The organism is Streptomyces avidinii (genome assembly GCF_045161815.1).
GTDB lineage: Bacteria > Actinomycetota > Actinomycetes > Streptomycetales > Streptomycetaceae > Streptomyces > Streptomyces avidinii.
Genome location: NZ_CP108863.1, coordinates 8225685 through 8250660 on the forward strand (window position 1 = coordinate 8225685; position 24976 = coordinate 8250660).

At 71.0% G+C, this 24976-nt stretch carries 24 protein-coding genes; 19 read left to right on the forward strand and 5 right to left on the reverse strand.

Going from position 1 to position 24976, the window contains the following annotated elements; translation table 11 throughout:
- The first annotated feature begins 73 nt into the window (after positions 1-73).
- The 13 genes from OG373_RS37275 (at position 74) to OG373_RS37335 (ending at position 17210) form a co-directional block, all read left to right on the forward strand.
- On the forward strand, positions 74-229 hold the full coding sequence (locus OG373_RS37275) for a hypothetical protein (RefSeq protein ID WP_405443176.1): 156 nt from the start codon (positions 74-76) through the stop codon (positions 227-229).
- 21 nt (positions 230-250) lie between these two features.
- Entirely contained in the window at positions 251-931 is a 681-nt protein-coding gene (locus OG373_RS37280) for a helix-turn-helix domain-containing protein (protein ID WP_405443177.1), read from the forward strand.
- Positions 932-1100: 169 nt separating this feature from the next.
- Positions 1101-3503, forward strand: a complete 2403-nt coding sequence (locus tag OG373_RS37285) for a glycoside hydrolase family 65 protein (protein ID WP_405443179.1) — start codon at positions 1101-1103, stop codon at positions 3501-3503.
- A gap of 409 nt (positions 3504-3912) precedes the next feature.
- Positions 3913-6360 carry a phosphoenolpyruvate synthase gene (ppsA, locus tag OG373_RS37290; RefSeq protein ID WP_405443180.1) on the forward strand — a complete coding sequence of 816 codons (2448 nt, stop codon included), beginning with the start codon at positions 3913-3915 and terminating at the stop codon, positions 6358-6360.
- Positions 6361-6420: 60 nt separating this feature from the next.
- Positions 6421-6924: a flavodoxin domain-containing protein gene (locus tag OG373_RS37295; protein ID WP_405443181.1), complete on the forward strand. Its 504-nt coding sequence runs from the start codon at positions 6421-6423 to the stop codon at positions 6922-6924.
- A gap of 97 nt (positions 6925-7021) precedes the next feature.
- A complete protein-coding gene (locus tag OG373_RS37300) occupies positions 7022-7615 on the forward strand; it encodes a hypothetical protein (RefSeq protein WP_405443182.1) in 594 nt (197 codons plus the stop codon).
- Positions 7608-10289 (forward strand): cation-translocating P-type ATPase, encoded by a 2682-nt coding sequence (locus OG373_RS37305; RefSeq protein WP_405443184.1) that lies wholly within the window; start codon positions 7608-7610, stop codon positions 10287-10289. The genes OG373_RS37300 and OG373_RS37305 overlap by 8 nt, the downstream gene beginning before the upstream one ends.
- 21 nt (positions 10290-10310) lie before the next feature.
- A complete protein-coding gene (locus tag OG373_RS37310; protein ID WP_405443185.1) occupies positions 10311-10610 on the forward strand; it encodes a DUF1876 domain-containing protein in 300 nt (99 codons plus the stop codon).
- A 177-nt stretch (positions 10611-10787) separates the two neighbouring features.
- On the forward strand, positions 10788-11690 hold the full coding sequence (locus OG373_RS37315; protein ID WP_405443187.1) for a universal stress protein: 903 nt from the start codon (positions 10788-10790) through the stop codon (positions 11688-11690).
- Positions 11690-12547 (forward strand): universal stress protein, encoded by an 858-nt coding sequence (locus tag OG373_RS37320; protein ID WP_405443189.1) that lies wholly within the window; start codon positions 11690-11692, stop codon positions 12545-12547. The genes OG373_RS37315 and OG373_RS37320 overlap by 1 nt, the downstream gene beginning before the upstream one ends.
- Positions 12548-12554: 7 nt before the next feature.
- Positions 12555-15137 carry a cation-translocating P-type ATPase gene (locus OG373_RS37325; RefSeq protein WP_405443190.1) on the forward strand — a complete coding sequence of 861 codons (2583 nt, stop codon included), beginning with the start codon at positions 12555-12557 and terminating at the stop codon, positions 15135-15137.
- 5 nt (positions 15138-15142) lie between these two features.
- Entirely contained in the window at positions 15143-15373 is a 231-nt protein-coding gene (locus OG373_RS37330) for a DUF1918 domain-containing protein (protein ID WP_405443192.1), read from the forward strand.
- 88 nt (positions 15374-15461) lie between these two features.
- Positions 15462-17210, forward strand: a complete 1749-nt coding sequence (locus OG373_RS37335) for a GAF domain-containing protein (protein WP_405443193.1) — start codon at positions 15462-15464, stop codon at positions 17208-17210.
- A 13-nt stretch (positions 17211-17223) separates the two neighbouring features.
- Here OG373_RS37335 and OG373_RS37340 read toward each other — a convergent pair whose 3' ends face one another.
- The 3 genes from OG373_RS37340 to OG373_RS37350 all read right to left on the reverse strand — a co-directional run bounded on the left by OG373_RS37340 (position 17224) and on the right by OG373_RS37350 (position 19220).
- On the reverse strand, positions 17224-17952 hold the full coding sequence (locus OG373_RS37340) for a response regulator (protein WP_405443195.1): 729 nt from the start codon (positions 17950-17952) through the stop codon (positions 17224-17226).
- A gap of 123 nt (positions 17953-18075) precedes the next feature.
- Positions 18076-18711: a CBS domain-containing protein gene (locus OG373_RS37345; RefSeq protein WP_405443196.1), complete on the reverse strand. Its 636-nt coding sequence runs from the start codon at positions 18709-18711 to the stop codon at positions 18076-18078.
- A gap of 44 nt (positions 18712-18755) precedes the next feature.
- Positions 18756-19220, reverse strand: coding sequence for a Crp/Fnr family transcriptional regulator (locus tag OG373_RS37350; protein WP_079403917.1), 465 nt, complete (start codon positions 19218-19220; stop codon positions 18756-18758).
- 239 nt (positions 19221-19459) lie between these two features.
- Between OG373_RS37350 and OG373_RS37355 the strand changes: the two genes are divergently transcribed.
- Complete coding sequence (locus OG373_RS37355; RefSeq protein ID WP_405443199.1) at positions 19460-19885, forward strand: pyridoxamine 5'-phosphate oxidase family protein; 426 nt, start codon at positions 19460-19462, stop codon at positions 19883-19885.
- Between the two features lie 101 nt (positions 19886-19986).
- Positions 19987-20880: a potassium channel family protein gene (locus OG373_RS37360; RefSeq protein WP_405443201.1), complete on the forward strand. Its 894-nt coding sequence runs from the start codon at positions 19987-19989 to the stop codon at positions 20878-20880.
- Positions 20881-20947: 67 nt separating this feature from the next.
- On the opposite strand, the gene OG373_RS37365 is transcribed toward OG373_RS37360, so the two are convergent.
- Both OG373_RS37365 and OG373_RS37370 read right to left on the reverse strand, forming a co-directional pair.
- Positions 20948-21307 (reverse strand): CBS domain-containing protein, encoded by a 360-nt coding sequence (locus OG373_RS37365; RefSeq protein ID WP_405443203.1) that lies wholly within the window; start codon positions 21305-21307, stop codon positions 20948-20950.
- Between the two features lie 35 nt (positions 21308-21342).
- On the reverse strand, positions 21343-21660 hold the full coding sequence (locus OG373_RS37370; RefSeq protein WP_405443204.1) for a hypothetical protein: 318 nt from the start codon (positions 21658-21660) through the stop codon (positions 21343-21345).
- Positions 21661-21941: 281 nt separating this feature from the next.
- Here OG373_RS37370 and OG373_RS37375 point away from each other — a divergent pair, with 281 nt between their 5' ends.
- Genes OG373_RS37375 through OG373_RS37390 form a run of 4 tightly spaced genes read left to right on the forward strand, consistent with a single transcriptional unit; the run spans position 21942 to position 24975 of the window.
- The gene (locus OG373_RS37375; protein ID WP_405443206.1) at positions 21942-22478 is read left to right on the forward strand and encodes a hydrogenase maturation protease; all 537 of its coding nucleotides are present in this window, start codon (positions 21942-21944) and stop codon (positions 22476-22478) included.
- 42 nt (positions 22479-22520) lie between these two features.
- Positions 22521-23690: a 4Fe-4S dicluster domain-containing protein gene (locus OG373_RS37380; protein WP_405443207.1), complete on the forward strand. Its 1170-nt coding sequence runs from the start codon at positions 22521-22523 to the stop codon at positions 23688-23690.
- The gene (locus OG373_RS37385) at positions 23687-24172 is read left to right on the forward strand and encodes a cyclic nucleotide-binding domain-containing protein (RefSeq protein WP_405443209.1); all 486 of its coding nucleotides are present in this window, start codon (positions 23687-23689) and stop codon (positions 24170-24172) included. Before OG373_RS37380 ends, OG373_RS37385 begins: the two co-directional genes overlap by 4 nt.
- Complete coding sequence (locus OG373_RS37390; RefSeq protein WP_405443211.1) at positions 24169-24975, forward strand: FAD/NAD(P)-binding protein; 807 nt, start codon at positions 24169-24171, stop codon at positions 24973-24975. The genes OG373_RS37385 and OG373_RS37390 overlap by 4 nt, the downstream gene beginning before the upstream one ends.
- Position 24976 lies beyond the last annotated feature (1 nt).

Below are 24976 nucleotides of genomic sequence, written 5' to 3' on the forward strand. Positions count from 1 at the left end.
GGCCCATGCGCGGCCGGTCGAGTCCGGTTCAGCCTGGCGGTGACACCGGCCTGCGGCTGCTCCCGCTTCTGCCGTGAGGGCCACTACGGGCCAGTGCTGCGGGAGCGGCGGCCGGGTGCTGGGCCACACGATCGCCGGCACAGACCGTGTCGGCGACACCGGCGCGCTCGAGGTCGCGCTCGCTGGGGCCCGGCACGACGCCGTCACCGTCCCGGCCACCCGGCCGTGACACCGAGAGGACGTGAAGACGATGAGCAGAACCCAACACAGGCCGGGCGCCGCGGAGGCGCCGGCCGGCCGCACGGACCTCGGACGGCGGATCGCCATGCGCCGTGAGGAACTCGGCCTCACCCGGGACCAATTGGGTGAGCGCTGCGGGGCTGACGGCGGGTACATCACCTACCTGGAGGAACACGCGGCAGCGCCGGAGATCGGCTCCCTGCTGCGACTTGCCGACGCGCTGGGGACGACGGCCGCGGAACTCTCCGGCGCGACGACGGAGTACCCGCCCGGCAGAGGAACGGCCGTGCGGGACGCTGAGCTGGTCGACTTGTCCGACGGTGAGTGCCGGCGGCTGCTTTCCACGCACGGCGTCGGCAGGATCGCCGTCTTCACCCCGGATGGTCCGGCGATCTTCCCGGTCAATTACGTAGTGGCGGGCCGCGACATCGCCTTCAGGACCTCGGGTGACGCCGTGCTCGCGCGAGCCGCCGGGACGGAAGTGGCCTTCGAGGTCGACCGTATCGACGACGTCACGCGCCTGGGTTGGAGCGTCATGGCCGTGGGCGAGGCAGAAGGCGTCACCGATGCGGAGGAACTCGGCCGGCTCGAGGCCGTCTCGTACTCGCTGCCCTGGGCCGGCGGTCCGCGGACCCACTGGATGAAGGTCACTGCGATCCGGATCACCGGGCGCCGGGTGATCCGGCAGTGAGCCGGGTGCGCGCCGTCGTCCAGGACACCGACGGGGTCCTCCTCTGCCCGGTGATCGGCCTCGACCGGTCCGGCGGCACGTCTGCCGCAGCGAACCTGAGGGATCGCGGCGCAGATGTCGTGCTCCCTGACCGCACCGCCGTCGTCGAATCCGTTGCCGGAGCGTGTCCGTGAATACCGCGTGGACCTGGACTTTCGACCGCTACGACCCGAAGACGGAGCGGGTGGTCGAGGCCCTGTGCACGCTGGGAAACGGCCGGTTCGCCACGCGCGGGGCAGCCCCCGAATCACCCGCCGACGCCGTGCACTATCCCGGCACCTACGCGGCCGGCTGCTACAACTGGCTCCCTTCGCAGGTTGCCGGCAAGCAGGTCGGCAACGAGGACATGGTCAACCTCCCCGACTGGACCCGGGTGCGTTACCGGTGCCTGCCGGAGGGCGGGCCGGCGGGGGAGTGGCTCACTCCCGACGACCCGAGCCTGCGCCACCACCGCGCCGTTCTGGACCTGCACGCGGGGACCCTGACCCGCCGCATGCTGTTCCAGGACGGCGACGGCCGTCGACTCGGCGTCACCCACACCCGACTCGTTCACATGGCGGACCCCTACCTCGCCGCCCAGCAGACCACCTTCCGCGCGTCCGGATGGCGCGGAACCATCGAGATCCAGTCCGTACTCGACGGTGACGTCACCAATGCCGGCGTCGCGCGGTACCGGGCCCTCAACGGGCGCCACCTCACCGGCCACCGTGCCGGCGTCGGCGCGGACGGCATCGCCTGGCTCTCCTGCGAGACCACATCGCTCCGCACCCGGATCGGCATCGCGGTACGCACATCCTCCCGCCCCCTGGCCGCCGTGACCCTGAGCTGCACGGAGGCGGCGACCGCGCAGACCTTCCGATTGCCGATCTCCCGCGGACATCCCGTCGTCGTCCTCAAGTCGGCCGCCCTATACAGCTCGCTGGACCGACCCGTGGGCGATCCGCTCACGTCTGCGGTCGAACACGTCACACGCGCACCGGACTTCGCGACCGCGCTCGCCGGCCACAAGGCCGCCTGGGAAGACCTGTGGTGCCGAGGCGAGGTAAAGGTGCCCGGCGAGGCCGGCCGGATCCTGCGCCTCCACGCCTTCCACGTCCTGCAGACCCTTTCCCCGCACACGGCGGAGCTCGACGTCGGCGTACCCGCCAGAGGGCTGCACGGAGAGGCATACCGGGGCCATGTCTTCTGGGACGAGCTGTTCGTCACCCCCTACCTCACCCTGCACCTCCCCGAGGTGGCACGCGCCGTGCTCATGTACCGCCACCGGCGCCTGCCCGCAGCCCGTGCCGCAGCGCGGCGGGCCGGGCGACCGGGCGCGATGTTCCCCTGGCAGAGCGCAAGTTCGGGGCACGAGGAAACGCAGAAGCTGCACCTCAATCCGCGCTCCGGCCGCTGGCTGCCGGACCACTCCCGCCTCCAGCGCCATGTGGGCTCCGCGATCGCCTGGAACGTCTGGCGATATGCGCAGACCACCGGTGATACCGGCTTCCTGCACGGCCCCGGCGCCGAACTGATCATGAGCGTCGCCCGCTACTGGGGAGCGGTCGCCGACTACGACACCGACCGGGAGCGCTACCGGATCCGCGGGATCGTGGGCCCGGACGAATACCACGACGCCTACCCCGGGGCCGCAACTCCCGGGATCGACGACAACGCCTACACGAACGTGACCGCCGCATGGGTGCTGGCCCGCGGACTCGAGCTGGCCGCAGAGCTGCCGAGGACGCGCATGCGGCAACTTGAGCAGCAACTGGGCCTCGACACAGAGGTGCTGAACCGCTGGGAGGACGTCTCACGCCGTCTTCACGTCCCCTTGCACGGCGACGTCATCAGCCAGTTCGAGGGCTACGGCGATCTGGCCGAGCTGGATTGGGACGCCTATCGCGCCCGGTACACGGACATCCGCCGCCTCGACCGGATCCTGGAGTCCGAGGACGACACGGTCAACCGTTACCAGGCGTCGAAGCAGGCCGACACCCTCATGCTCGGCTACCTCTTCCGCCCCGACGAGCTGCACGACATCTTCGCCCGGCTCGGCCACCGGCTCGACGATGACCTCTGGCGGGCTACCGTCGCGTACTACTTGCAGCGCACGAGCCACGGTTCGACGCTCAGCAGTCTCGTCCACGGCTGGGTCCTGGCCCGCCACAAGGGCCCCGACGCCTGGCGGTACTGCGAGGAAGCCCTGCTCGGCGACGTGATGGACATCCAGGGCGGCACCACCGGCGAAGGCATCCACCTCGGAGCCATGGCCGGCACCCTCGACCTGATCGAACGGGGCATCGTGGGGCTCGAGGTCGGCCCGGACGGACTGCGCACCGACCCCGTCCCGCTCCGGGAGGTGCCGCGCTGCACCTTCACCGTCGACTGCCTGGGTCACCGCGGCATTCATATCCGGTTCGTCCCAGGAAAGCTGGGCATCGAGGTCCCCTCATCCCGAACAGCGCCTCCCCTTCCCCTGTGCCTGCCCGACGGCGTGACCGCGGACCTGCCCGCAGGTCGGCAGAGGTGGTTCCGCATGGAAGCCGGCTGACCAGTGAACACCGTTCAGGAGCGCCACACCCTCTCGCAGGCACGACACCGCCATCGTCGCCTCGTAGACGTCGGCGGTGGTCGTTTCGGACATGCCGCCGTCTGTACAGTCCTGCGCCTGTCGGGCATGAGCCCTGTGGTCCCCTGCCCGGCCCGCCATGGGCAGGTCGGCCCCTCCGAGGTGCGGACCGGTCGGCCCCTTGCCGCTGTCCCACTCGGCACTGCGGCACAGTCACCTCCCGGCGTGATCGTGGAAGCCGGATGCCGATCCGGGCTCCGTTTCCCGAAGAGGTGGCCGCGATGCAGCGCATCCGTATCCAGCCCCACCAGAAGCAGCCCCACAAGCCCGCGCCGCTGGACCTCCGCACGCCGTCCGGCCGCCCGCTCCCGTACTGAGTCCGGAGGTCGTCATGGCAAGCACACGGCACGTCATTCCGTTCGCGGAACTCGGCCGACAGGACGTCGGCGGTGTCGGGGGCAAGAACGCCTCCCTGGGGGAGATGACCGTCCACCTGGCCGGTGCCGGTGTGCGCGTCCCCCCGGGGTTCGCCACGACGGCCGACGCATACGGAGAGCTGCTCGACGGACACGGACTGCGCGGGCGGATCGAGGAACAGATCGCGCGCCTGCGCGAAGGCGCCGCGCTCGACGAGGTCGGGGCCGCGATCCGGTCGATGACCCTCGCCGAGCCGCTGCCCCCCGGGCTGCGGGCCGAGATCGTCTCCGCGTACGAGCAGCTGGGGCGCGACGAAGGACACGCGGACCCGGAGGTCGCCGTACGCAGCAGCGCCACCGCCGAGGACCTGCCGGAGGCGAGCTTCGCAGGCCAGCAGGAGACGTACCTGAACGTGCGCGGGACCGCCCGGCTGCTGGAGTCGGTGCACCGCTGCTACGCGTCCCTCTACACCGACCGCGCCATCGACTACCGGGAGCGGATGGGCTTCGACCACCTCCAGGTCGCCCTCTCCGTCGGCGTCCAGACCATGGTCCGCTCGGACCTGGCCGGCGCCGGCGTGATTTTCACCCTCGACCCCGAGAGCGGATTCCCCGAGGTCATCGTCATCAGCGCGGCGTTCGGGCTGGGTGAGACAGTCGTCAGCGGGCAGGTCGACCCCGACGAGTACACCGTCTTCAAGCCCAGCCTGAAGGCCGCGGAGCTGGACCCGCTGATCGACGTACGCGTCGGAGCGAAGCGACGGAAGGCGGTCTACGCGGAGCACGGACTGACCCGGACGGTCGACACCACCCCCGAGGAGCGCTCGCAGCGGGTCCTGACCGACACCGAGGTCCGCCTCCTCGCCGACTGGGCACTGACCGTCGAAGGGCACTACGGCTGCCCCATGGACCTGGAATGGGCCAAGGACGGCCTCACCGGAGACCTGTGGATCGTGCAGGCCCGGCCCGAGACCGTACAGTCCCGCCGCGCCGCCTCCACCCTGCGCCGCTGCCGCCTGACGGCCCCGCCCGGTACGGCTCTCGTGGACGGCACCGCCGTGGGCGAAGCCATCGGCAGCGGACCGGTCGTCGTTCTGGACTCGCCCGTCGACCTGGACCGCTTCCCGTCCGGCGGGGTGCTCGTCACCGGCATCACCGACCCGGACTGGGAACCGATCATGAAGCGTGCCTCCGCCATCGTCACCGACCACGGCGGCCGCACCTCGCACGCGGCGATCGTCAGCCGCGAACTCGGCGTCCCCGCCGTCGTCGGCACCGGTCGGGCGACCCACGTCCTGCACGACGGACAGAAGGTGACCGTCTCCTGCGCCGAAGGCGGACGCGGCAAGGTCTACGACGGGCTGCTCGCCTACGAGGAGACCGAGACGGACCTCGCCGACATTCCCGTCACCCGGACGCACGTCATGCTCAACCTCGCCGACCCGTCCGCCGCCTTCCGATGGTGGCGCCTGCCGGCCGATGGCGTCGGCCTGGCCCGGCTGGAGTTCATCGTGGCGCACCAGGTCAAGGTCCACCCCATGGCCCTGCTGCACCCCGAACGCCTGGACCACGCCGACCGCTGCGCCGTCGATCAACTCACCGAGGGCTACCTCGACCGCACACGCTACTTCACGGACCGCCTGGCGTACGGCATCGCCCGGATCGCCGCCTCCCGCTGGCCCGCCCCCGTCGTCGTACGGACCAGCGACTTCAAGACCAACGAGTACGCACGCCTCCTCGGAGGCCGGCCGTTCGAGCCGGTCGAGGCCAACCCGATGATCGGCTGGCGGGGCGCGAGCCGCTACTACAGCGACGGATACCGGGAAGGATTCACCCTCGAATGCCGGGCGCTGCGCCGGGTCCGCGACGAGATGGGCCTGACGAACGTGATCGTCATGATCCCCTTCTGCCGGACCCTGGAAGAGGCCGACCGGGTCCTGGAGGTCATGGCCGAGGAAGGCCTCGGGCGAGGGGAGAACGGGCTGAAGGTGTACGTCATGGCGGAGATCCCCGCCAACGTCATCCTGGCCGAGGACTTCGCCGAACGCTTCGACGGCTTCTCCATCGGCAGCAACGACCTCACCCAGCTCACCCTGGGCGTCGACCGCGACTCCGAAGCCCTCGCCCACGTCTTCGACGAGACCGACCCGGCCGTTACCCGGAGCATCCAGAGCCTCGTCCCGCGCGCCCAGTCCGCCGGCCGCCCGGTAGGGCTGTGCGGCCAGCGTCCCAGCGACGACCCCGCCTTCACCGAGTTCCTGGTCAGGACCGGCATCGACTCCATCTCCGTCGCCCCGGACAGCTTCGCCGCGGTCAAGCAGCACGTGGCCACGGCCGAACCGGCCCGGTACGGGGAGGGCCGAACGGCCCCATCCGGGACCCGATGGCCCCAAGCGGAGCAGCCGTCCCCCTCACGACAGTGAAGGAAGACACCACGTGAAGGCGCTCAAGCGCACCAAAACAGAGAGCAACGGAGAGTCGCCATGACTTCCAAGCGCGTCCTGGTCGCCTACGGAACCAAGCACGGTGCGACCGCCGGAATCGCTTCCGAGATCGGCAGGACCCTGCGTGAGGACGGCCTCGACGCCGTCGTGGTCCCCGCCGACGACGTGGACGACGTACGCGGGTACGACGCCGTGGTGCTCGGCGGCGCCCTGTACGCCGGGCACTGGAGCGGCAAGGCCAAGCGCTGCGCCGAACGCAACGAGCACCTCCTCAAGCACCGCCCGGTCTACCTGTTCAGCAGCGGCCCCGTCGACAGTTCCGCCGAGCAGCACGACATCGCGCCGGTGCCGGCGGTGGCCCGGGAGATGGAGCGCCTCGGCGCACGCGAGCACGTCACGTTCGGCGGCAGCCTCACCTCCAGTACGCCCGGCCTCATCGCCCGGACCATGGTCCGTGCGGGCAAGGGCGGGGACTTCCGCAATCCCGAGCGGATCCGGACGTGGGCCCACCACATCAGCGCCGAACTCGCCGCTCCCCGCTGAGCGGCCGGGCAGGATCAGAGCGCGGAGGTGCACGATGTCCGAGGCCGGCACGCCCGGAGACGGGCCCACGCGATCGCGCCCGGCGAGAGCCGGCCTGGTGCGTCGGCTGTTCGACGGGCGCCCGAACGAGCTGCGTCGGCCGGTCGACCGGACCCGGCGCCGCTGGAACGTCGTCTTCGTACTGTCCTTCCTGAGCGCCTTGCTCTGCGGCGCCGTCGTCACGACGGCCGTCTGGAACTCCGAAAGCCGGACTGCGGGGGAAACGGCCCGCCACCGGCACCAGATCGGGGCAACGACGGTCGGCTCCGCGGAGCGCGCGCTCTCCAGCCGCTCCAGCGGCAACTCGCGGGTGGCTGCTCCAGCCGTCTGGGAGTACCCGGCCGCTCACCAGCACTCCGGCACGGTCTCCGTCCCGCTCGGCACACCGGCAGGCCGGCCGGTCACGATCTGGGTCGATGACGCGGGCACGGAAGCGCAGGCACCTTCGTCCGAAGCTCAACGCGCGTTCACGGCCGCAGCGGCGGGAGTCGGAGCCCTCGGCCTGCTCGTCCTGGCCTCGGGGGCAGTGGTCCGCCTTCGTCTGCTCCTCGTCGAGACCCGCACCCTGGCCCAGTGGGACCACGAGTGGGAAGCCGTGGAGCCGCGCTGGTCCGGCCGGCTGGGGCGCGAACAGGGACCCGGCGATGACTGAGGCAGCCACCCGGCCCCCGTCCCCGGCGGGCGGGCTGCCCCCGAGCCCCGACCCTCTTGAACCGTTGCCGCTTCTGAGGCGCGAGCTCGGCACCGGGCCGAGTGGACTCTCCGCACGCGAGGCGGCCCGCCGCCTTGCCGTCTACGGCCCCAACGAGGTCCGCCGCAAGGCCCGTACCTCTCTGGGACGCGAACTGGTCCGCCAGCTCGTCCACCCGCTGGCCCTGCTGCTCTGGGCGGCCGCCGCGCTGGCGTTCGTCGCAGGCATCCCCGTGCTCGGGTGGGCCATCATCGCCGTGGTTCTCGTCAATGCGGGGTTCGCGCTCCTCCAGGAACGGCAGGCCGAACAGGCGGTGGAGACTCTCGCGAAATACCTGCCCGAGCACGCCCTGGTGATCCGGGACGGCCGGCCCTCGGCGGTGGAGGCAAGAGAACTGGTGCCGGGCGATCTGGCCGTTCTCGAAGAGGGCGCCAAGGTTCCCGCCGACGCACGGCTGACCGACGGTGGCATCGAGGTCGACCTTTCGATGCTGACGGGGGAGTCCACCCCCGCCGAACGCATCGCCGGCCCCGGACTCGTCGGAGCACCGCTGCTGCAGGAACCCAACCTCGTGTTCAGCGGCACCGTCTGCACCGGGGGCCAGGCCCGGGCGATCGTGTTCGCCACCGGAGACCACACGGAACTCGGCCGCATCGCCGCACTGAGTCAGCGCACCCGACGCGACCCCAGCCCCCTGGAACAGCAGGTCAAGAAGGTCGCCTGGCTCATCGCCGCCGTAGCGGTCGCCATGGGCGGCGTGTTCCTGGCCGCCGGTGTCGCGGTGGGCCTGCCGCTGACCGACACCCTGATGTTCGCGATCGGCCTCCTCGTCGCCAACGTCCCCGAGGGGCTGCTGCCGACCATCACCCTCGCCCTTGCCGTCGGCGTACGCGTCCTTGCCCGCCAAGGAGCGGTGATCAAACGCCTGAGCGCCGTCGAAACACTCGGTTCCACCAACGTCATCTGCACCGACAAGACCGGAACCCTCACCCAGAACCGCATGCGACTCCAGGCCGTGTGGACGCCGGAGCACGGAAGGGAGCCCGGCCCCTGGGACGCAGAGTTGATGAGGACCAGCGCGCTGTGTACGACCGTCACCCGGGACGAGGAAGGCGAACTTCGCGGCGACCCGACGGAGGCGGCTCTGGTGGAAGGTGCCGCCGCCCACGCTGCTCCCGTCGACCTCGACGGCCGTGACACCGGGCGCCGGGCACTCTTCCGATTCGACCCCAGGCTGCGTCTGATGTCCGTCGTCCATACCGATGGCGTGCACGGTCTGCGCGTCATCGTCAAGGGCGCGCCGGAGACGGTGTTGCAAACCCTGGAAGGCAGTTCGGGGTCCGCGGCCGCCGCGGCGGAGGAACTCGCCCACGAGGGCATGCGCGTCCTGGCGGTCGCCGTCCGAACCCTGCCGTCCGGTGCCGAGGTGCCGAGCCGTCGCCAGGACGCGGAGACCGGGCTCCGCCTGCTCGGGCTCGTCGGCCTGTACGACCCACCGCGTCCCGAAGTCGCCGCCGCCGTCCGGCGCTGCCACGAGGCAGGACTCCGCGTGCACATCGTCACCGGCGACAACGGCGCCACCGCCGCGGCCGTCGCCCGCGAAGTCGGCATCGGCCTGCCTCGTCTGCAGGTGGTGGCACAGTCCGAGTCGATCGGCGACCACGAACTCGACGCGCTCCTCGCACCGTCGGACGCCGAAGTAGTCTTCGCCCGCTCCTCACCCGAGACCAAGCTGAAGGTGGCCGACGCCCTGCGCGCACACGGGCAGATCGTCGCCATGACCGGTGACGGGGTCAATGACGCCCCCGCCCTGCACCGGGCCCACATCGGAGTGGCGATGGGACTCTCCGGCACGGACGTGGCCCGTGAGGCGTCCACGATGGTGCTGACCGACGACAACTTCGCCACCATCGTCACCGCGATCGAATCCGGCCGCCGCGTCTACGACAACGTCCGCAAGTTCATCGTCTACATCTTCGCCCACCTCACCCCAGAGGTCGTTCCCTTCCTGGTTTTCGCGCTGTCGGCCGGCACGGTCCCGCTTCCGCTGACCGTCCTGCAGATCCTCGCCATCGACCTCGGCACCGAGACCCTCCCCGCCCTCGCCCTCGGCCGCGAACGAGCCGAGCCGGGCACCATGAGCCGCCCGCCCCGCCCGAGCTCGCAAGGAGTCATCTCCCGAGACATGCTCATCCGCAGCTGGGGCTACCTCGGTACCGTCTCCGCAGTCCTGGTCATGGGCGCGTTCTTCTACGTACTGTGGCGCGCGGGCTGGCACCCGGGCGACCCCACCGGCACGGGCAGCCCTTTGCACCACGCGTACATCACCGCGACCACGGCCACGTTCGCCGGCATCGTCACCTGTCAGGTCGGCACCGCCTTCGCCGCCCGCACCGACCATGCTGCCCTGCGCGACATCGGTCTGTTCACCAACCCCCTGCTCCTGGCGGGCATCGCCTTCGAGCTCGCCTTCACGGCAGCCCTCGTATACGCGCCGCCCCTGCAAGGCCTGTTCGGTACCGCCGCCCTGCCGCTGGACGTCGTCGCCCTCATCGCGACCTTCCCCGTCCTCGTCTGGGGCACCGATGAACTGCGGCGCTGGGTCCGGCGCACTCACCGGCACACGACGCCCTGACACCCTTACCGGAGGCACGCCATGTCACACACCGCTGAATGGAAGGTCCGTCTCTACCTTTTCGAGGAGGACCACACGACGAAGGCCCGCCTGGAGCTCGACACGGGCACGAACAGGCTCACGGGCCACGGCGCCGCCCGCTGCGCACCCCAGGACACCGACGTCCCGGAGATCGGCGACGAACTCGCGGTGGCTCGCGCCATGGAGGATCTCGCCCTCCAGATGAAGCGAGCCGCCTACGGCGACATGCAGGCCGCCGGCGCTCCGTCCCTCCAGGAGTCCCTGAAGCCGTACACCGGGTGGCTGGACACCGAAGCATGAACAGGAAGGACCACGGCCGGTCCGACCAGTGCGTTCAAAGGGGATCAGGGGATCTTGCACACTGTCCTCGGCAGGGACCTTTGGCCCCCATGAAGGTCCTGAGCGGCCCTCTTCCTGACGGGGGCCGCGGTGTCAGCGTGAGAGCAGACCCCCACTGGCCCCGGGCGAGGAGACATCATGAACAACACCGACAGCGGCTCGGAACTCGGCTCCGTCATCGTCGGCGTAGACGGCTCCGAGCCCGCCCGTCAGGCCGCGCTCTGGGCAGCGGGAGAAGCCGAACGCCGCCGGCGTCCGCTGCACATCGTGTATGGCGCCGACACGGACGGCCGGGCCCTCTACGTATCCGTCGAGACCATCGAGCGCGTCCGCAGCGCCGGCCGTGAACTGCTCGACGAAACCGCCGCCGCGGTCAAGGAACAGCACCCCGGCCTGGTCGCCACCACAGAGTTCAGCCGTGGCGATCCCGTGGCCAGCCTGCACCGCGCGGCCGGCCTTCGTGGCACCATCGTGGTCGGCAACCGGGGTCTGGGCGGATTCAACTCGCTCATGCTCGGATCCGTGGGCCTGAAGGTCGCGGCCGGCGCGAGGACGCCCGTCATCGTCGTCAGGGGAACGGACCATCGCGCCGAGAGCGGGACGGTGCTCGCCGGGGTCCGTGACGAGCACGACCTGGCCTGTGTGCGCAGCGCGGCGCGCGAGGCCGAGCTCCGCAAGGCCGAGCTGCGGCTGCTCCACGTGTGGAACGTGCTCGAGTCCGTCGGCAGCGTGGTGACCATGATGGACGACGTCACGGAGATCGCCGACGAGTACGTCCGGCACCTGACCGCGGTGACGGAGCAGATCCGCCAGGAGTTCCCGGACCTCACCGTGCGGGCGGACGCCGAGAAGAGCGTGTCCGTCGCCGGTGTCCTGGTCGAGGCCTCCCGACACGCCGACCTGCTGGTCATGGGCGGGCGGCGGGCGTCGGCGTACCTGGGACCCACCCTCGGGCGGCACACCCACAGCCTCGTGCACCACTCCCACTGCCCCGTGCTGCTCATCCCGCGCCACACGGACAAGCACGGAGACGAATCGTGATGGCCGCCGCCGCACGCCGCGAGATCGTCGTCGGCATCGACCCGGCCAGGGACTGGCATCTGCCCCTGGCCTGGGCGTCGGACGAGGCCCACCGCCGTGGGCTCGGGCTCCGACTCGTCGTGACAGTGCCTCCGCCGCACCAGAAGCGGCAGGTCAATGGCACCCCTCGCACCACGGCCCTGCACCAGGCGGGCTCGGAAGCCCTGGCAGCCGGTACCGGGTGGGCGCGGGAACGGCACCCGGGGGCCGACGTGGCCACCGATCTGATCGAAGGACTTCCCGTCCCCGCCATCGGCCGCCTGTCCGACCGGGCCCGCATGCTCGTGCTCGGATCCCGCCACCTGAGCAGGACCGCGGAGTACTTCAGCGCCGGCTCCACGGTGGTCCCGATCATGGCCCAGGCTCACTGTCCGGTCGTCGTGGTCGGAAACCCCGAGCACATCACCCAGCAGCGGCCCTACCTGGTCGTGGGCATCGACGGCAGCGAGTCCTCGAAGGCGGCGCTCGCGCTCGCGTTCGAGGAAGCCGACCTGCGCGGCGCCGCACTGCGCGCCATCGCGGTATGGCAGCCCCCGGTCTTCCTCCTCCACGACGAGGAGGTCGCACTGCAGGCCCAGCGGCGAATGCTGTCCGAGGCCACGGCCGGCTGGTCGCAGAAGTACCCGGACGTGGTGCTCTCCCACGAGATCCCGATCGGGCACCCGGTGGAGGAGCTCGCGGAGGCCGCCGAGCACGCCCTGGCCGTGGTGGTGGGCCGCCGCGGACGCGGAGGCTACTCCGGCATGCGCCTGGGTTCCGTAGTTCACGGACTGCTGCACCGGGCGTTCTGTCCGGTGATCACGGTTCCGGCCGAGTAGGGCCGCCATGGCTATGAACCCGGCCACCGCGGAGGTACCCGTCCGCACGCGCGACGGGCTCACCGACGCCGAGGCAGAACGCCGACTGGCCGAGCACGGCCGCAACGAGATCCCGCCCGCCCCGGCGACACCCTGGTACGCCAGGGTGCTGGCCCAGCTGCGCGATCCGCTGATCATGGTGCTCCTGGGCGCGGTGGTACTGACGATCGCGATCGGCGACCACGCCGACGCGGTGGTCATCGCCGTGGTGATCGTCGTCAACACGGCCGTGGGCGTCGTGCAGGAGACCCGTGCCGACCATGCCGTGGCCGCTCTCTCCGCGATGTCGGCACCGAAGGCACGGGTCCTGCGGGACGGTGCTCCGCGCGAGGTCCCCGCCGCCGCCGTGGTGCCCGGCGATGTCCTGCTCCTCGCCGAGGGCGACATCGTGGCGGCCGACGCCGATGTCACCGAGGCGTCCGCCCTCATGATCGACGAATCCATGCTCACCGGGGAATCCGTCCCCGTGGACAAGGAGGACGATTCGACGGTGGGCGCGGGAACCGTGGTCGTGCGAGGCCGGGGTGTGGCGACGGTGAGGGCCACCGGACCCGACAGCGCGCTCGGCCGGATCGCCGCCCTCCTCGACACCAAGCGGGAGCCGACACCCCTGCAACACCGTCTGGCCTCGCTGGGGCGCATCCTGGCCGTCGTCACCCTGGCCCTCTGCCTGGTGGTCTTCGCCCTCGGGCTCGTGCAAGGCCTGCCGCTCGGGATCATGGCGGTGACGGCGATCAGCCTGGCCGTCGCCGCGGTCCCGGAATCACTGCCGGCCGTCGTGACCCTGGCCCTCGCACTTGGCGCCCGGCGCATGGCGGCCCGGCACGCTCTCATCCGCCGACTCCCCGCCGTTGAGACCCTCGGCTCCGTCACGGTCCTCGCCACCGACAAGACCGGCACCCTCACCGAAGGCCGCATGGTCGTCCAGCACGTGTGGACGCCACGGGCCGCGGTCGACTTCTTCGGAGTGGGGTACGAACCGCAGGGAGACATCCTGGTCGAGGGCAGGCAGCCCAGGGCGGCCGAGCTCGGACCCGTACAGGAGCTGCTGACGGCCGGGTCACTCTGCAACGACGCCTCCCTGAGGCCGCCCCGGGGAGCGCCCCCGGACGAGGACCGGTGGACGGCGGTCGGCGACCCCATGGAAGCCGCCCTTCTGTCGGCCGCGGTCAAGGCCGGGTGCGGCGAGCCGGAGCTTCTCAGGCGCACCCACCCCAGGACGTGGGAGATACCGTTCGACAGCGGACGCAAGCGCATGACGACAGTCCACCGCCTGCCGTCCGGCCGTGCCCTGGTGTGTCTGAAGGGTGCCCCGGAGGTGGTGCTGGACGCAGCCGTTCTCGCCGACCGCACCGACCTGGTGGCCGGCGCCCGGCAGCAGGCGGCGATCCTGGCCTCCCGCGGATACCGGGTGCTCGCCGTGGCGTCCGCCGAACACGCCGAGCAACCGGACAGCGCGGAGACGGCCGAGGCAGGACTGAGGCTGTTGGGCCTGGTCGCCGTCAGCGATCCGCCCAAGCCCGCTGCGGCGGCCACTCTCGCCGCCTGCCACGCGGCCGGCATCACCCCGGTCCTGATCACCGGAGACCACCCGGCCACGGCACGCGCGATCGCCGTCCGCGTGGGCCTGGCCGAAGCGGACACCGATGACGAGACCGTGGTCAACGGCCCCGATCTGGCGGCAGGCCGGGTTGCCGACCTCACCGCCGCACGCGTCTTCGCCCGGACCGATCCGCAGCAGAAGCTGGACATCGTCGATGCCTGGCGAGCCCGGGGAGCCGTCACCGCCATGACCGGCGACGGCGTCAACGACGGCCCCGCCCTGCGCCGCGCCGACATCGGGGTGGCCATGGGACAGCGGGGCACCGAGGTCGCCCGCCAGGCTGCCGACCTCGTGCTGACCGACGACGACCTGTCGACCGTGGTCGCGGCCGTCGAGGAGGGCCGACGGGTCTACGACAACATCCGCCGCTTCCTCGTCTACGGCCTGGCCGGCGGCGCCGCAGAGATCCTCGTCATGCTGATCGGCCCCCTCCTCGGCCTTCCGCTCCCGCTCCGGGCGGGCCAGATCCTGTGGATCAACCTCCTGACCCACGGTCTGACGGGGGTGGCCATGGGCGCCGAGCCGGTGGACCCGGAGGCGATGCACAGGCCCCCGAGGCCGCCCGGTCAGCACATCCTGGGCGCGGGCGCCTGGCAGCGCCTCGTGGTGCTCGCCGCGGTCGTCACTGCCGCCTGCCTCACTGCCGGGACGGTCGCACGAGGCTGGGACCTGCCCTGGCAGAGCGTCCTCTTCCTGTCCCTGCTCGCTGCGCAGCTCGGCGTCGTGCTGGGCCTGCGAACCCGCTTGCTGACCCGGGAGAACCTCTTCCTGCCCCTGTCCGTCCTCGCCTCCGCCCTCCTCGGGGCAGCCGCGCTCTATCTTCCGCCGCTGCAGTCGGTACTGGAGACCGAACCTCTTGGATGGCCGGGCCTTGCCCTGGCATCAGCCGCCCTCGTGAGCGGCTTCGCGGCAGCCCGACTCACACGGCACGCTTTCCGAAGGAGCTGATGATCATGAAGATACGCACGTCGGAGCACGGTCCCCACGCCCGCGTGGGCGACGAGATCGTGGTGGGCGGGCCCTCGGTGGGCAAAGCGGGCCGCGACGGCGAAGTCGTCGGTCTGCACCACGACGACGGCACCCCGCCCTACGACGTCCGCTGGTCGGACACCGGCAGGACGACCCTCTTCTTCCCGGGACCGGACGCACACGTACGGCATCTGGGCGCGGACGACTCCGGCTGACGCCTTCAGCCTGCGCGGGAAAGCCGGGGCGGGGATACGGTGAAGAGGCAGGACGGGCTTCCCCGTGGGCGCCACTTGGAGGTCATGCATGGGCGCGGACGATCAGGGTGCTGTGCGTCCGGGCGTGCCGCGGCTCCGGCTGGACGAACTGCTCGAAGAGCTCCAGGTCCGCATCGACGAGGTGCGCGGTACCAGGGACCGGCTCAACGGGCTCCTTGAAGCAGTGATGTCCGTCGGCCGGGAGCTCGACCTTCCGCAGGTCCTGAGGGGCATCGTCGAAGCCGCCGTCGTCCTGGTGGACGCGGAGTACGGAGCCCTGGGCGTCATCGGCGACAACCGGAAGCTCGCCCAGTTCCTCCCCGTCGGCATCAGCGACGACCTCCGGGCCGAGATCGGCGACCTGCCCTCCGGCCACGGCATCCTCGGCCAGCTCATCCGGCACCCCGAGCCGCTCCGGCTCTCCGAACTGGCCGATCACCCCGCCTCCTACGGGTTCCCTGCCCACCACCCCCCGATGCACTCCTTCCTCGGCGTCCCCATTCGGGTCCGCGAGGACGTGTTCGGCAACCTCTACATGACCGAGAAGCGCGGCGGCATCGACTTCGACGAGGAGGACGAGGCGGTCCTGTCCACGCTGGCGGTGGCAGCCGGCATCGCCATCGAGAACGCCCGTCTCTACGAGGAAGTACGTCTCCGGGAACGCTGGCTGACCGCCAGCTCCGACTTCACCAGTGCTCTGCTCTCCGGCCTGGCCGAGACGGAGGTACTGGAGGGGATGCTGGAGCGCGCCCGCGACATCACGGGCGCCGACATCGGTGTCTTCTACCTCGTGGGCCAGGGCGGGGAGCTGCGCGGCTCGCTGGCTCTGGGGGAGGGCGCCGAGGCGCATCGTCGCATCGTGCTGCCCAGCATTGCGGGAACCCTGGCTGCTGCCGCCCTCGGTGAGGAGGACGGGCTGATCACCGTTGCGGACGTCGGGACCGACGACCGGATCACGGTGCAGCCGGAACGCTGGAAGGGCTTCGGTCCGGCCGTCGCCGTCACGGTCGGCACCAAGGAGAAGCTGAGCGGTGTCCTCATCCTGGCCCGCAGACGCGGCTGCCCGGCGTTCGCCCGCGCCGAGATCGCAGCCCTGCCAGGCTTCGCCGGCCAGGCCGCCCTGGCCCTGGAACTCGCAGACCGGCGCCGCGACACCGAGCAGATGAGCATGCTGGCGGACCACGACCGCATCGCCCGTGACCTGCACGATCTCGCCATCCAGCGCCTCTTCGCCACCGGCATGACCCTGCAGAGCGCCCAACGCTTCGTCGAGCATCCCGAGGCATCGGAGCGGCTCGCCCGCGCGATCGACGATCTGGACGCCACGATCAAGATCATTCGCTCGACGATCTTCGGACTCCGCGAACACGAGGCACCCGGGGTGACGCCGAAGCTGCGGCTCCGCGCCGTCCAAGCCGTGGAGGAGGCCGCCCAGCTACTCGGCTTCGCCCCGGCCCTGCGGATGGAGGGCCTGATCGACACCGACGTACCTCCCGAGACCGCGGACGAGGCGCTCGCGGTGATCGGGGAGGCACTCACCAACGTGGCCCGGCATGCAAAGGCAGGCCGGGTAGAAGTGTTTCTCTCGGCCGTCGAGGGCGTACTGACCGTACGGGTCACCGACGACGGAGTGGGAGTGGCGCAGGGAGGCCGTCGCAGCGGGCTCCGCAATCTTGCCGAGAGGGCTGAATGCCTGGGCGGCGAGCTCTCCGTGTCGGCGCACGGGTCGACCGGGCGGGGGACGAAACTGGAATGGCGGGTACCGCTGGATGGAGACGACTTCCCACCCTCCGGGTGACCCCCGTCGACACTCAGCTCCGGCCCTTGCCGTGCTCAGGCCCGTGCCCGTGCCCGTGCTCGTGCTCGTGTTCGTGGACCTGCGCGGCGATGACAGCGGCCTGCACCCGGCGCTCCACCCCCAGCTTGCCCAGCAGCCGCGAGATGTGGTTCTTGACCGTCTTCTCGGACAGGTACAGCCGCTTGGCGATCTGCGCGTTCGTGAGGCCCTCGCCGATCAGCTCGAGCACGGAACGCTCCCGCTCGGACAGCGTGGCCAGCCGGGCGTCCTCCGAGTCCTTGGAGGTCGCCGGGTCCCTCAGCGAGTGCATCAGCCGAGCGGTCGTCGCCGGGTCCAGCATGGACTGTCCGGTCGCCACGGTCCGTACGGCCGAAACCAGGTCCGACCCGTTGATCTGCTTGAGGACGTAGCCGGCCGCTCCAGCCATGATCGCGTCGAGCAGCGCGTCCTCGTCATCGAACGAGGTCAGCATCAAGCAGGCGAGATCCGGCATCCGCGACCGCAACTCGCGGCAGACGGTGATCCCGTCGCCGTCGGGCAGCCGGACGTCGAGCACGGCGACGTCCGGGCGCAGCGCCGCCCCGCGGACGAGCGCCTGCTCGGCGGTGGACGCCTCGCCGACGACCTCGATGTCCGGCTCCGCGTCCAGCAGGTCGCGCAGGCCGCGGCGTACGACCTCGTGGTCGTCCAGCAGGAAGACCCGGATGGGAGCCTCGGCGGAGGCCGCCGGTGCGTCGGACATGTACGCCCCTGTAGTCGATCGGCTGTGCGTACGTCTTGCCGTACGCATTGTCTCAGGGGAGTGGGCGGGCGCACCTTGTGGTGCGTCCCGGAGCCAGCGGGGCGGCGGAGGGTTTCAGGCAGCTCAGGCGGGCCGCCCTTCCAGCTCCATCTGTACTTCCACGACGCCTTCCACGGCACGGATGGCGCGGGCCACCAGCGGCACCAAGGCGTGATTACGGAGAGATCCGCGCAGGGTGACGACACCGTCCTTCACCGATGCCTGCAGATGGACCGGGGGAGCGAGCTCGGCGAGGACCGCGTCGCGGATCTCCTCCTCGATCTCCTCGTCGGTGCGCAGGAAGACCTTGAGCAGGTCGCTCCGGCTCACGACCCCCTCCAGCATCCCCACGCCGTTCACCACGGGGAGGCGCTTCACGTGCTTGCGAGCCATGATCTGGGCAGCCTCGGCGAGCGTGGCGTCGGGGTGTACGGTCACGGCCGGGGTCGACATCAGCTCCTCGGCCAGCACACCCCCCGCCTTGGAAGCCTCTTCCAGCTGATCGGGAAGCCGGGGGTCGTCGCGGCGGAACTCCTCCTTCGGCAGGAGATCCGCCTCGGAGACCACCCCGACGACACGCCCCTCGCCCTCCAGGACGGGAACGGCGCTGACCTTCCACTCGTCCATCAGCTCGACGATCTCCTTGTACGAAGCCTCACGGCCGATGGCCACGGCCGTATGGGTCATGACATCGCTGACGGTGTACCGGGACGCGGGCATGACGCCCTCCTCACTGCTGGGGTTCAGGTGCGGGACACCGGCCGTCAGAGATAGCTGCCACTGCCGTGCGGGGCATAGAGGTCGAGCAGCCGGATACGGGCGGCGTGCAGCCGGTGCGCGAGCACCTGCGCGACCCAGTGGCCCATCGCGGAGCCGAAAGCAGGGTCGGTATCCATCATCGTGCGCACCGCGGCGGCGTCGAATTCGTACGTGCGCACCGGCGTCGTGGCCACCGCGCCCAGTCTCCAGGCACTGGGCTGCAGCATCCACGAGCACCCCACGAGTTCGCCCGGGCCGAGCCTTTCGATCACTGCCGGCTGTCTGCCGGGCACATGCACGTCCAGCGCGACGATGCCGGTTCGGACGATCCAGAACCTGTCCGCCCGGCCGCCCTCGTTGAAGAGGCGTGCGCTCTCGGGGAAGTTGACCTCCCGTGCGATGTCCATCAGCCGGGAACGGTGCTCAGCCGGCAACGCGCCGGCGATCTTCGTAGGGGGAGTGGTCCTCATGGCGGCCTCCGGTCGATTCCGATTCAATTCTGGGCGGTCCAGAGGCGCTGGGCATGGGCCGACCGGCCCCCGATTCCACAGGACAGGGGACCGTTCGGCCCTGGCACGGCGCGCGAGGAGGCAAGGACGCTGGGTGAAGCCGAGGCCGACACGACGCGGTCGGAGCGGAGGGCCGTGTGATGGATCAAGAAACCGCCTGGAGGCCGGACCACGGCCCTGTCACGGACCCGATGCGGTCCATGGAGCAACTGGACCGCTCTGAAGCGCTGCGGCTCCTGGGCGCCGTGCCGCTGGGCCGCATCGTCTTCACCCACCAGGCGCTGCCGGCCATCCGACCGGTGAACCACGTGGTCGAGGGGGAGGACGTGATCATCCGGCTCGACGAAGGTCCTTCACGCGCGTCGCTGGTGGCGACACCCGGCACACCCGGCATCGTCCTCGCCTACGAAGCCGACGCCATCGACCCCGACACGCATCTCGGCTGGAGTGTCGTGGTGATCGGCTACGCCGAGCTCGTCGAGAACCGCAACGAGGCCGAACGGCTTGAGGCGCTGCTCGACCCGTGGACGAACCAGCCGATGGCCGGCGTGCTGCGCATCCGGGCCGAACTCGTCACAGGGTTTCGCCTGGGGCCGGAACCCAGGCCGATTTCCGCCGCCGGGTGAGTCCCGGCGCTGCTTCTGACACCTGGTGACGGCGTGGGCTGCGATCAGCGGCCACGGAGGTGCGCGAACCTGGGCTGAACGTGGTGGAAAAGGGGTGCCGGATGGATTGGCTGGTGACGGCCACGGGCGCGGCCCTGGTCCTGCTGATCCTGCGGGACGTGTTCCACACGCTGTGGCACCCGACGCGTCACGGTGGGCTGAGCCGGCTGGTCATGACCACACTGTGGCGGCTGTCGTCCGTCCTGGGCACCCGTCGCACGGCAGCCGGCCTGGCCGGCCCGCTCGCCATGGTGTCCGTCGTCGCCCTGTGGGCCCTGACCGTGGCGGCGGGCTGGGCGTTGATCTACTGGCCCCACATGCCCGAGGCGTTCGTGTACGCGGGCGGGTTGCGGCCCGACGACCATGCGAGCCCGCTGGACGCGACCTACGTCTCGCTGGTCACGCTCTCCACGCTCGGCCTCGGTGACGTCGCACCCGCCGAGGGGTGGTTGCGCCTCCTCGCGCCCCTGGAGGCGCTGGTCGGGTTCGCCCTTCTGACCGCGACGGTCTCCTGGATCCTCGGCATCTATCCGGCGTTGGCGCGCCGCAGGGCGCTCGCATTGCGGCTCTCCCACCTCTCCCGTACCCATCCCTCGAAGGAACAGATCGACTCCCCGGCCGGGGCGGCCATGCTGGACAGCCTGGCCACGGCGCTGTCCGTCGCAGCGGTCGACTTCCTCCAGTACGCGGAGTCCTACTACTTCCACGACGGCGACGAGCGGACCTCCCTCGCCCACCAGATCGGCTACGCCCTCGACATCGCCGATGAGGCTTCGGAAGCCGGACACCGGGATGTCCGGCTCGCCTCCACGGTGTTGCGTTCCGCCCTGGAAGACCTCGCCACCATCCTGGACGAGCGCTTCCTGCACACCCAGGGCACGCTCAGGCAGGCGCTCGACGCCTTCGCTCGCGACCACGGACGCCAGGCGGCCACCGGTGACCACGCCCTGCCGTGAGTCTTCCGGCGCGGACGACCTCGCCCGTCCGCCGTGGTGGGGGCTCCATGAGCAGGAGGTGCCGGCTTCATACAGCGATGAGTCGATCGGTCACCTCCTTCACGCCGTCGATCTTGCGGATTTCGGCAGCCATCCTGGCCACGTCGGTTCCGCCCGCCGAACCGGTGAGCGTGACGTTCCCCGCGTGCACGGAGAGCCGGACGGTGTCCGCGGCTTCCGGTGCCCTGGAGCGGACTACAGCCTCGATCTCGGCGCGCAAACCGTCATCACCGACCAGGGCGTCGAGCAGGGCGTGCCGGAGGACCGTTCCCACCAGGTGCCCCTCATGGTCGACGACAGGGAGGCGCTTGAGACGGGACAGGCATGCCAGCCAGGCCGCCTCGGCCACGGTGGCGCCAGGTTGCACCGTGATGGCCGGAGTCGTCATGAGCCGCTCCGCCGTCTCCTTGCGGGCCTCGCCGCTCAGCGGGACTTCGCGGTACCGGGCCAGGGCCCCGGGCAGGGGCCGGTACCTTCCACGGCGGCCCTCACGAGGAGGTCGGCTTCCGAGACCACGCCGATCACCTGGTCCTGAGGGTCCAGGACGGGCAGAGACCCGGCGTGTTCCCGGGACAGCGCCCGGGGTTTCGGCCCGGGATGCCGGGGCCCGTCGGCGTCGGCCGCGGAACCCGTCGGCCCAGGAGGTGCCTGCCGCCTCCTCGCCGCTGCTCCGGCACCCACGTAGCGCAGCAGCGAACCCTGCTCCTCGCTGCTGGCGGAGGCCTTCTCTTGTTCTTTCATCTTCGGCTCCCGGCCTCGGGTGTCGGGGAGGTCGCGGGCGGCGTACCAGGAAACCCGGCCCCCGGCCCAGGTATTTCTCACGATCCGGTGCCCGCTGAATGGAGGGCCAGTGCCGAAGGGTCCCTTTCCACAGCTGTCTGTCCCATGACCGGCCTCAGGGCTCGGGCCCCCGTCCATCACTCGGTACTGCGCCGTGCGCCGTTTGCCCCATGGCGCAGGACCCCGTTCCGCGAGTAGGGCAGGCTGTGCCGGGAGACGCCCGAAGAGGGAAGCGGGTACCTATGAAGCCGCTCGCCGGCACGGCGGTCATCGGGATCGGCAACGAGTTCCGGCGCGATGACGGGGTGGGGTGGGCCGCCGTCGCGTTGTTGCGCGAACGGGAAGCACGGCGACCTCTCCCTTCCGGTACTGAGCTCGCCCGGAGCGACGGAGACCCCGGCCGCCTGATGACCCTCTGGGAGGACAAGGACCTCACGCTCGTCATCGACGCCTGCTTCCCACCCGCGGCGCAGCCCGGGCGGACACACCGGTGGTGTGTGGCCCCGGGAGAGATGCCGCACCCGGCTGCCGCAGGCAGGCAGAGCACGCACGGGCTGGGGCTCGCCGAGGCTCTGTGTCTCGCCGACAGTCTCGGGCGCGGCCCCGGCCGCCTCATCGTGTACGCGGTCGAGGGAGCGGACCGCTCGCTCGGCACGGGGCTCACCCCGGCGGTGGCGGCCGCCCTGCCGCATCTGGCCCGGCGCATCGAGGAAGACGTCCGCAAACACGGCGAGCGGACTCGCCGGACCAGCTTCGAACCCGGGAGCCCGCTGGTCTGACATGCTGCCGGATCTAGGCACGTGGAGACCGAGAGGTGGACCATGACCGACGCTTCGGATGCCGGAGCCGTCCTCGACCACCAGGACGAGGCGGTTCTCGACCGCGACGGTCTGGCCGCGCTCGTGCGTGTCCTGAAGGCGCGCGGCCGCACAGTGATCGGCCCGACCGTGCGCGACGGAGCGATCGTCCTCGACGAGCTGGAATCCGCCGATGCGCTTCCCTACGGGTGGGGGGTCGAGCTGGAGGCGGGGCAGTACCGGCTCCGCCGCCGCGAGGACGGAGCCGTGTTCGCACACAGCGCGGGACCCCAGTCGTGGAAGTCGTTCCTGCATCCGGAGCGCGTCCGTCAGTGGTCCGCGGATCGCGGCCCGGACGGTGCGCCGGTCGTCCGTGAAGAGCAGCAGGAGAGCATTTCGTACGCGTTCCTCGGCGTGCGGCCCTGCGACCTGCGTGCCATTCAGATCCTGGACCGGGTGATGAGCGGAGGCAGGTACCGGGACCCCACCTACCTGTCCCGGCGGACGGGTGCCTTCCTGATCGCGGCCGAGTGCACCGAGCCGGGTGCCACCTGCTTCTGCGTCTCGATGGGGAGCGGGCCGGCCGTCGACGCCGGGTACGACCTCGCCCTCACCGAGGTCGTGGACGATGACGGCCACCGCTTCCTGTGCCGGAGCGGGAGCGAGGAGGGAGCCGCGGTTCTCGCGGAACTGCCGGGGCGGAGCCCCGATGGCTCCACCCGAGCGGCTGCGACCCAGGCCGTGAGCGCCGCCGCCGAACGCATGGGCCGTTCCATGCCGCCGGTGGACCTGCGCACGCTGATGCGGGACAGCCTGGAAGCGGATCGATGGGACGACGTCACCGCCCGGTGCCTCAGCTGCGGCAACTGCACCATGGTCTGCCCCACCTGCTTCTGCACCACCACGGAGGACGTCACCGACCTGACCGGCGATCACGCCGAGCGCTGGCGCCTCTGGGACTCCTGCTACGACCTGGACTTCTCGCTCCTCCACGGCGGCCCGGTCCGGTCCACCCCGCGCAGCCGCTACCGCCAGTGGCTCACTCACAAGCTGGGTACCTGGCACGACCAGTTCGACAGTTCCGGCTGTGTCGGCTGCGGCCGGTGCATCGTCTGGTGTCCCACGGGCATCGACCTGACCGAGGAAGCCCACGCCCTGCACCAGGAGGCCACGCAGCGGGAGAGCACGGCGTGACCTCGCATCCCGTTGGGGCTCCCGGCGAGGGGGTGTTCACCGCTCTGACGGCGGACCACCGCGGGAAGCTGATGGCCCTCGCCCGGGAAGTCGCCCTTCCGGGCGGCACGCGGATCTTCGAGGAAGGGGAGAAGGCCGACCGCTTCTGGATCATCCGCTCGGGCACGGTCGCGCTCGACGTCCACATGCCGGGCCGGGGGCGAGCGGTCGTCGAGACGATCGGTGCGGGCAGCCTGCTCGGCTGGTCGTGGCTCTGCCCGCCGCGTCAGTGGCACCTCGCGGCCGAGACCCGGGACCCCGTCCGCGCCTGGGAATTCGATGCCGCGGCGGTCCGTGACCTGTGCGCCGAGGACACGGCGCTGGGCCTGTCGCTGGTCACCGTCGTCGCCGAGACCATCGGCGAGCGGCTTCGGGCCACCCGCACCCGGCTGCTCGACCTGTACGGACCGCCGGGACCGCAGGGGACCGGGCCGCTGCCATGACGCCCACGCCCCTCTCCTACCGCGTGGTGGACCGCCGCGACGAGACGCACGACACGGTCACGCTCGTACTGGAGCCTGCCGTGGATGCCCTGGAGCCCTTCGCACCCGGCCAGTTCGCGATGCTGTACGCGTTCGGGGTCGGCGAGATCCCGGTGTCCGTGTCCCGGCTCGCGGACGGGCACCGGCTGACGCACACGGTCCGCGCCGTCGGTGCCGTCTCCCGCGCACTGTGCGGCCTGCGGATCGGCGGATGGGTCGGCGTGCGCGGCCCTTTCGGTACCGCCTGGGACACGGCTGCCGCCCTCGGCAACGACCTGCTCGTCATTGCCGGCGGCATCGGGCTCGCTCCGCTCCGTCCCCTCGTCGACGCGGTCTTGGCCGAGCCCCGGGCGTTCGGGCGGGTGAACGTCCTCGCGGGCGCCCGGACCCCCGCCGATCTGCTGTACGGGGACGAGTTCCCCGCCTGGGGAAAGCCGTTCGGCGCCGTCACGGTCGACCGGCCTTCCGGCGGCTGGACCGGCCGGGTCGGCGTCGTCACCACGCTGCTCCGCGAGGCCCGGTTCACACCTTCGGACACGGTCGCCTTCGTCTGCGGTCCCGAGGTGATGATGCGCGCGACCGCACGCGCGCTGATCCATCAAGGGGTACGTCCCGACCGCATCCGGGTCTCCCTCGAACGCAACATGCGCTGTGCCACCGGCCACTGCGGACACTGCCAGCTCGGCCCCCTGCTGCTCTGCCGCGACGGCCCGGTCGTCGGCTACGACCAGGCCGAGCCCCTGCTCACCGTCCGGGAACTGTGAG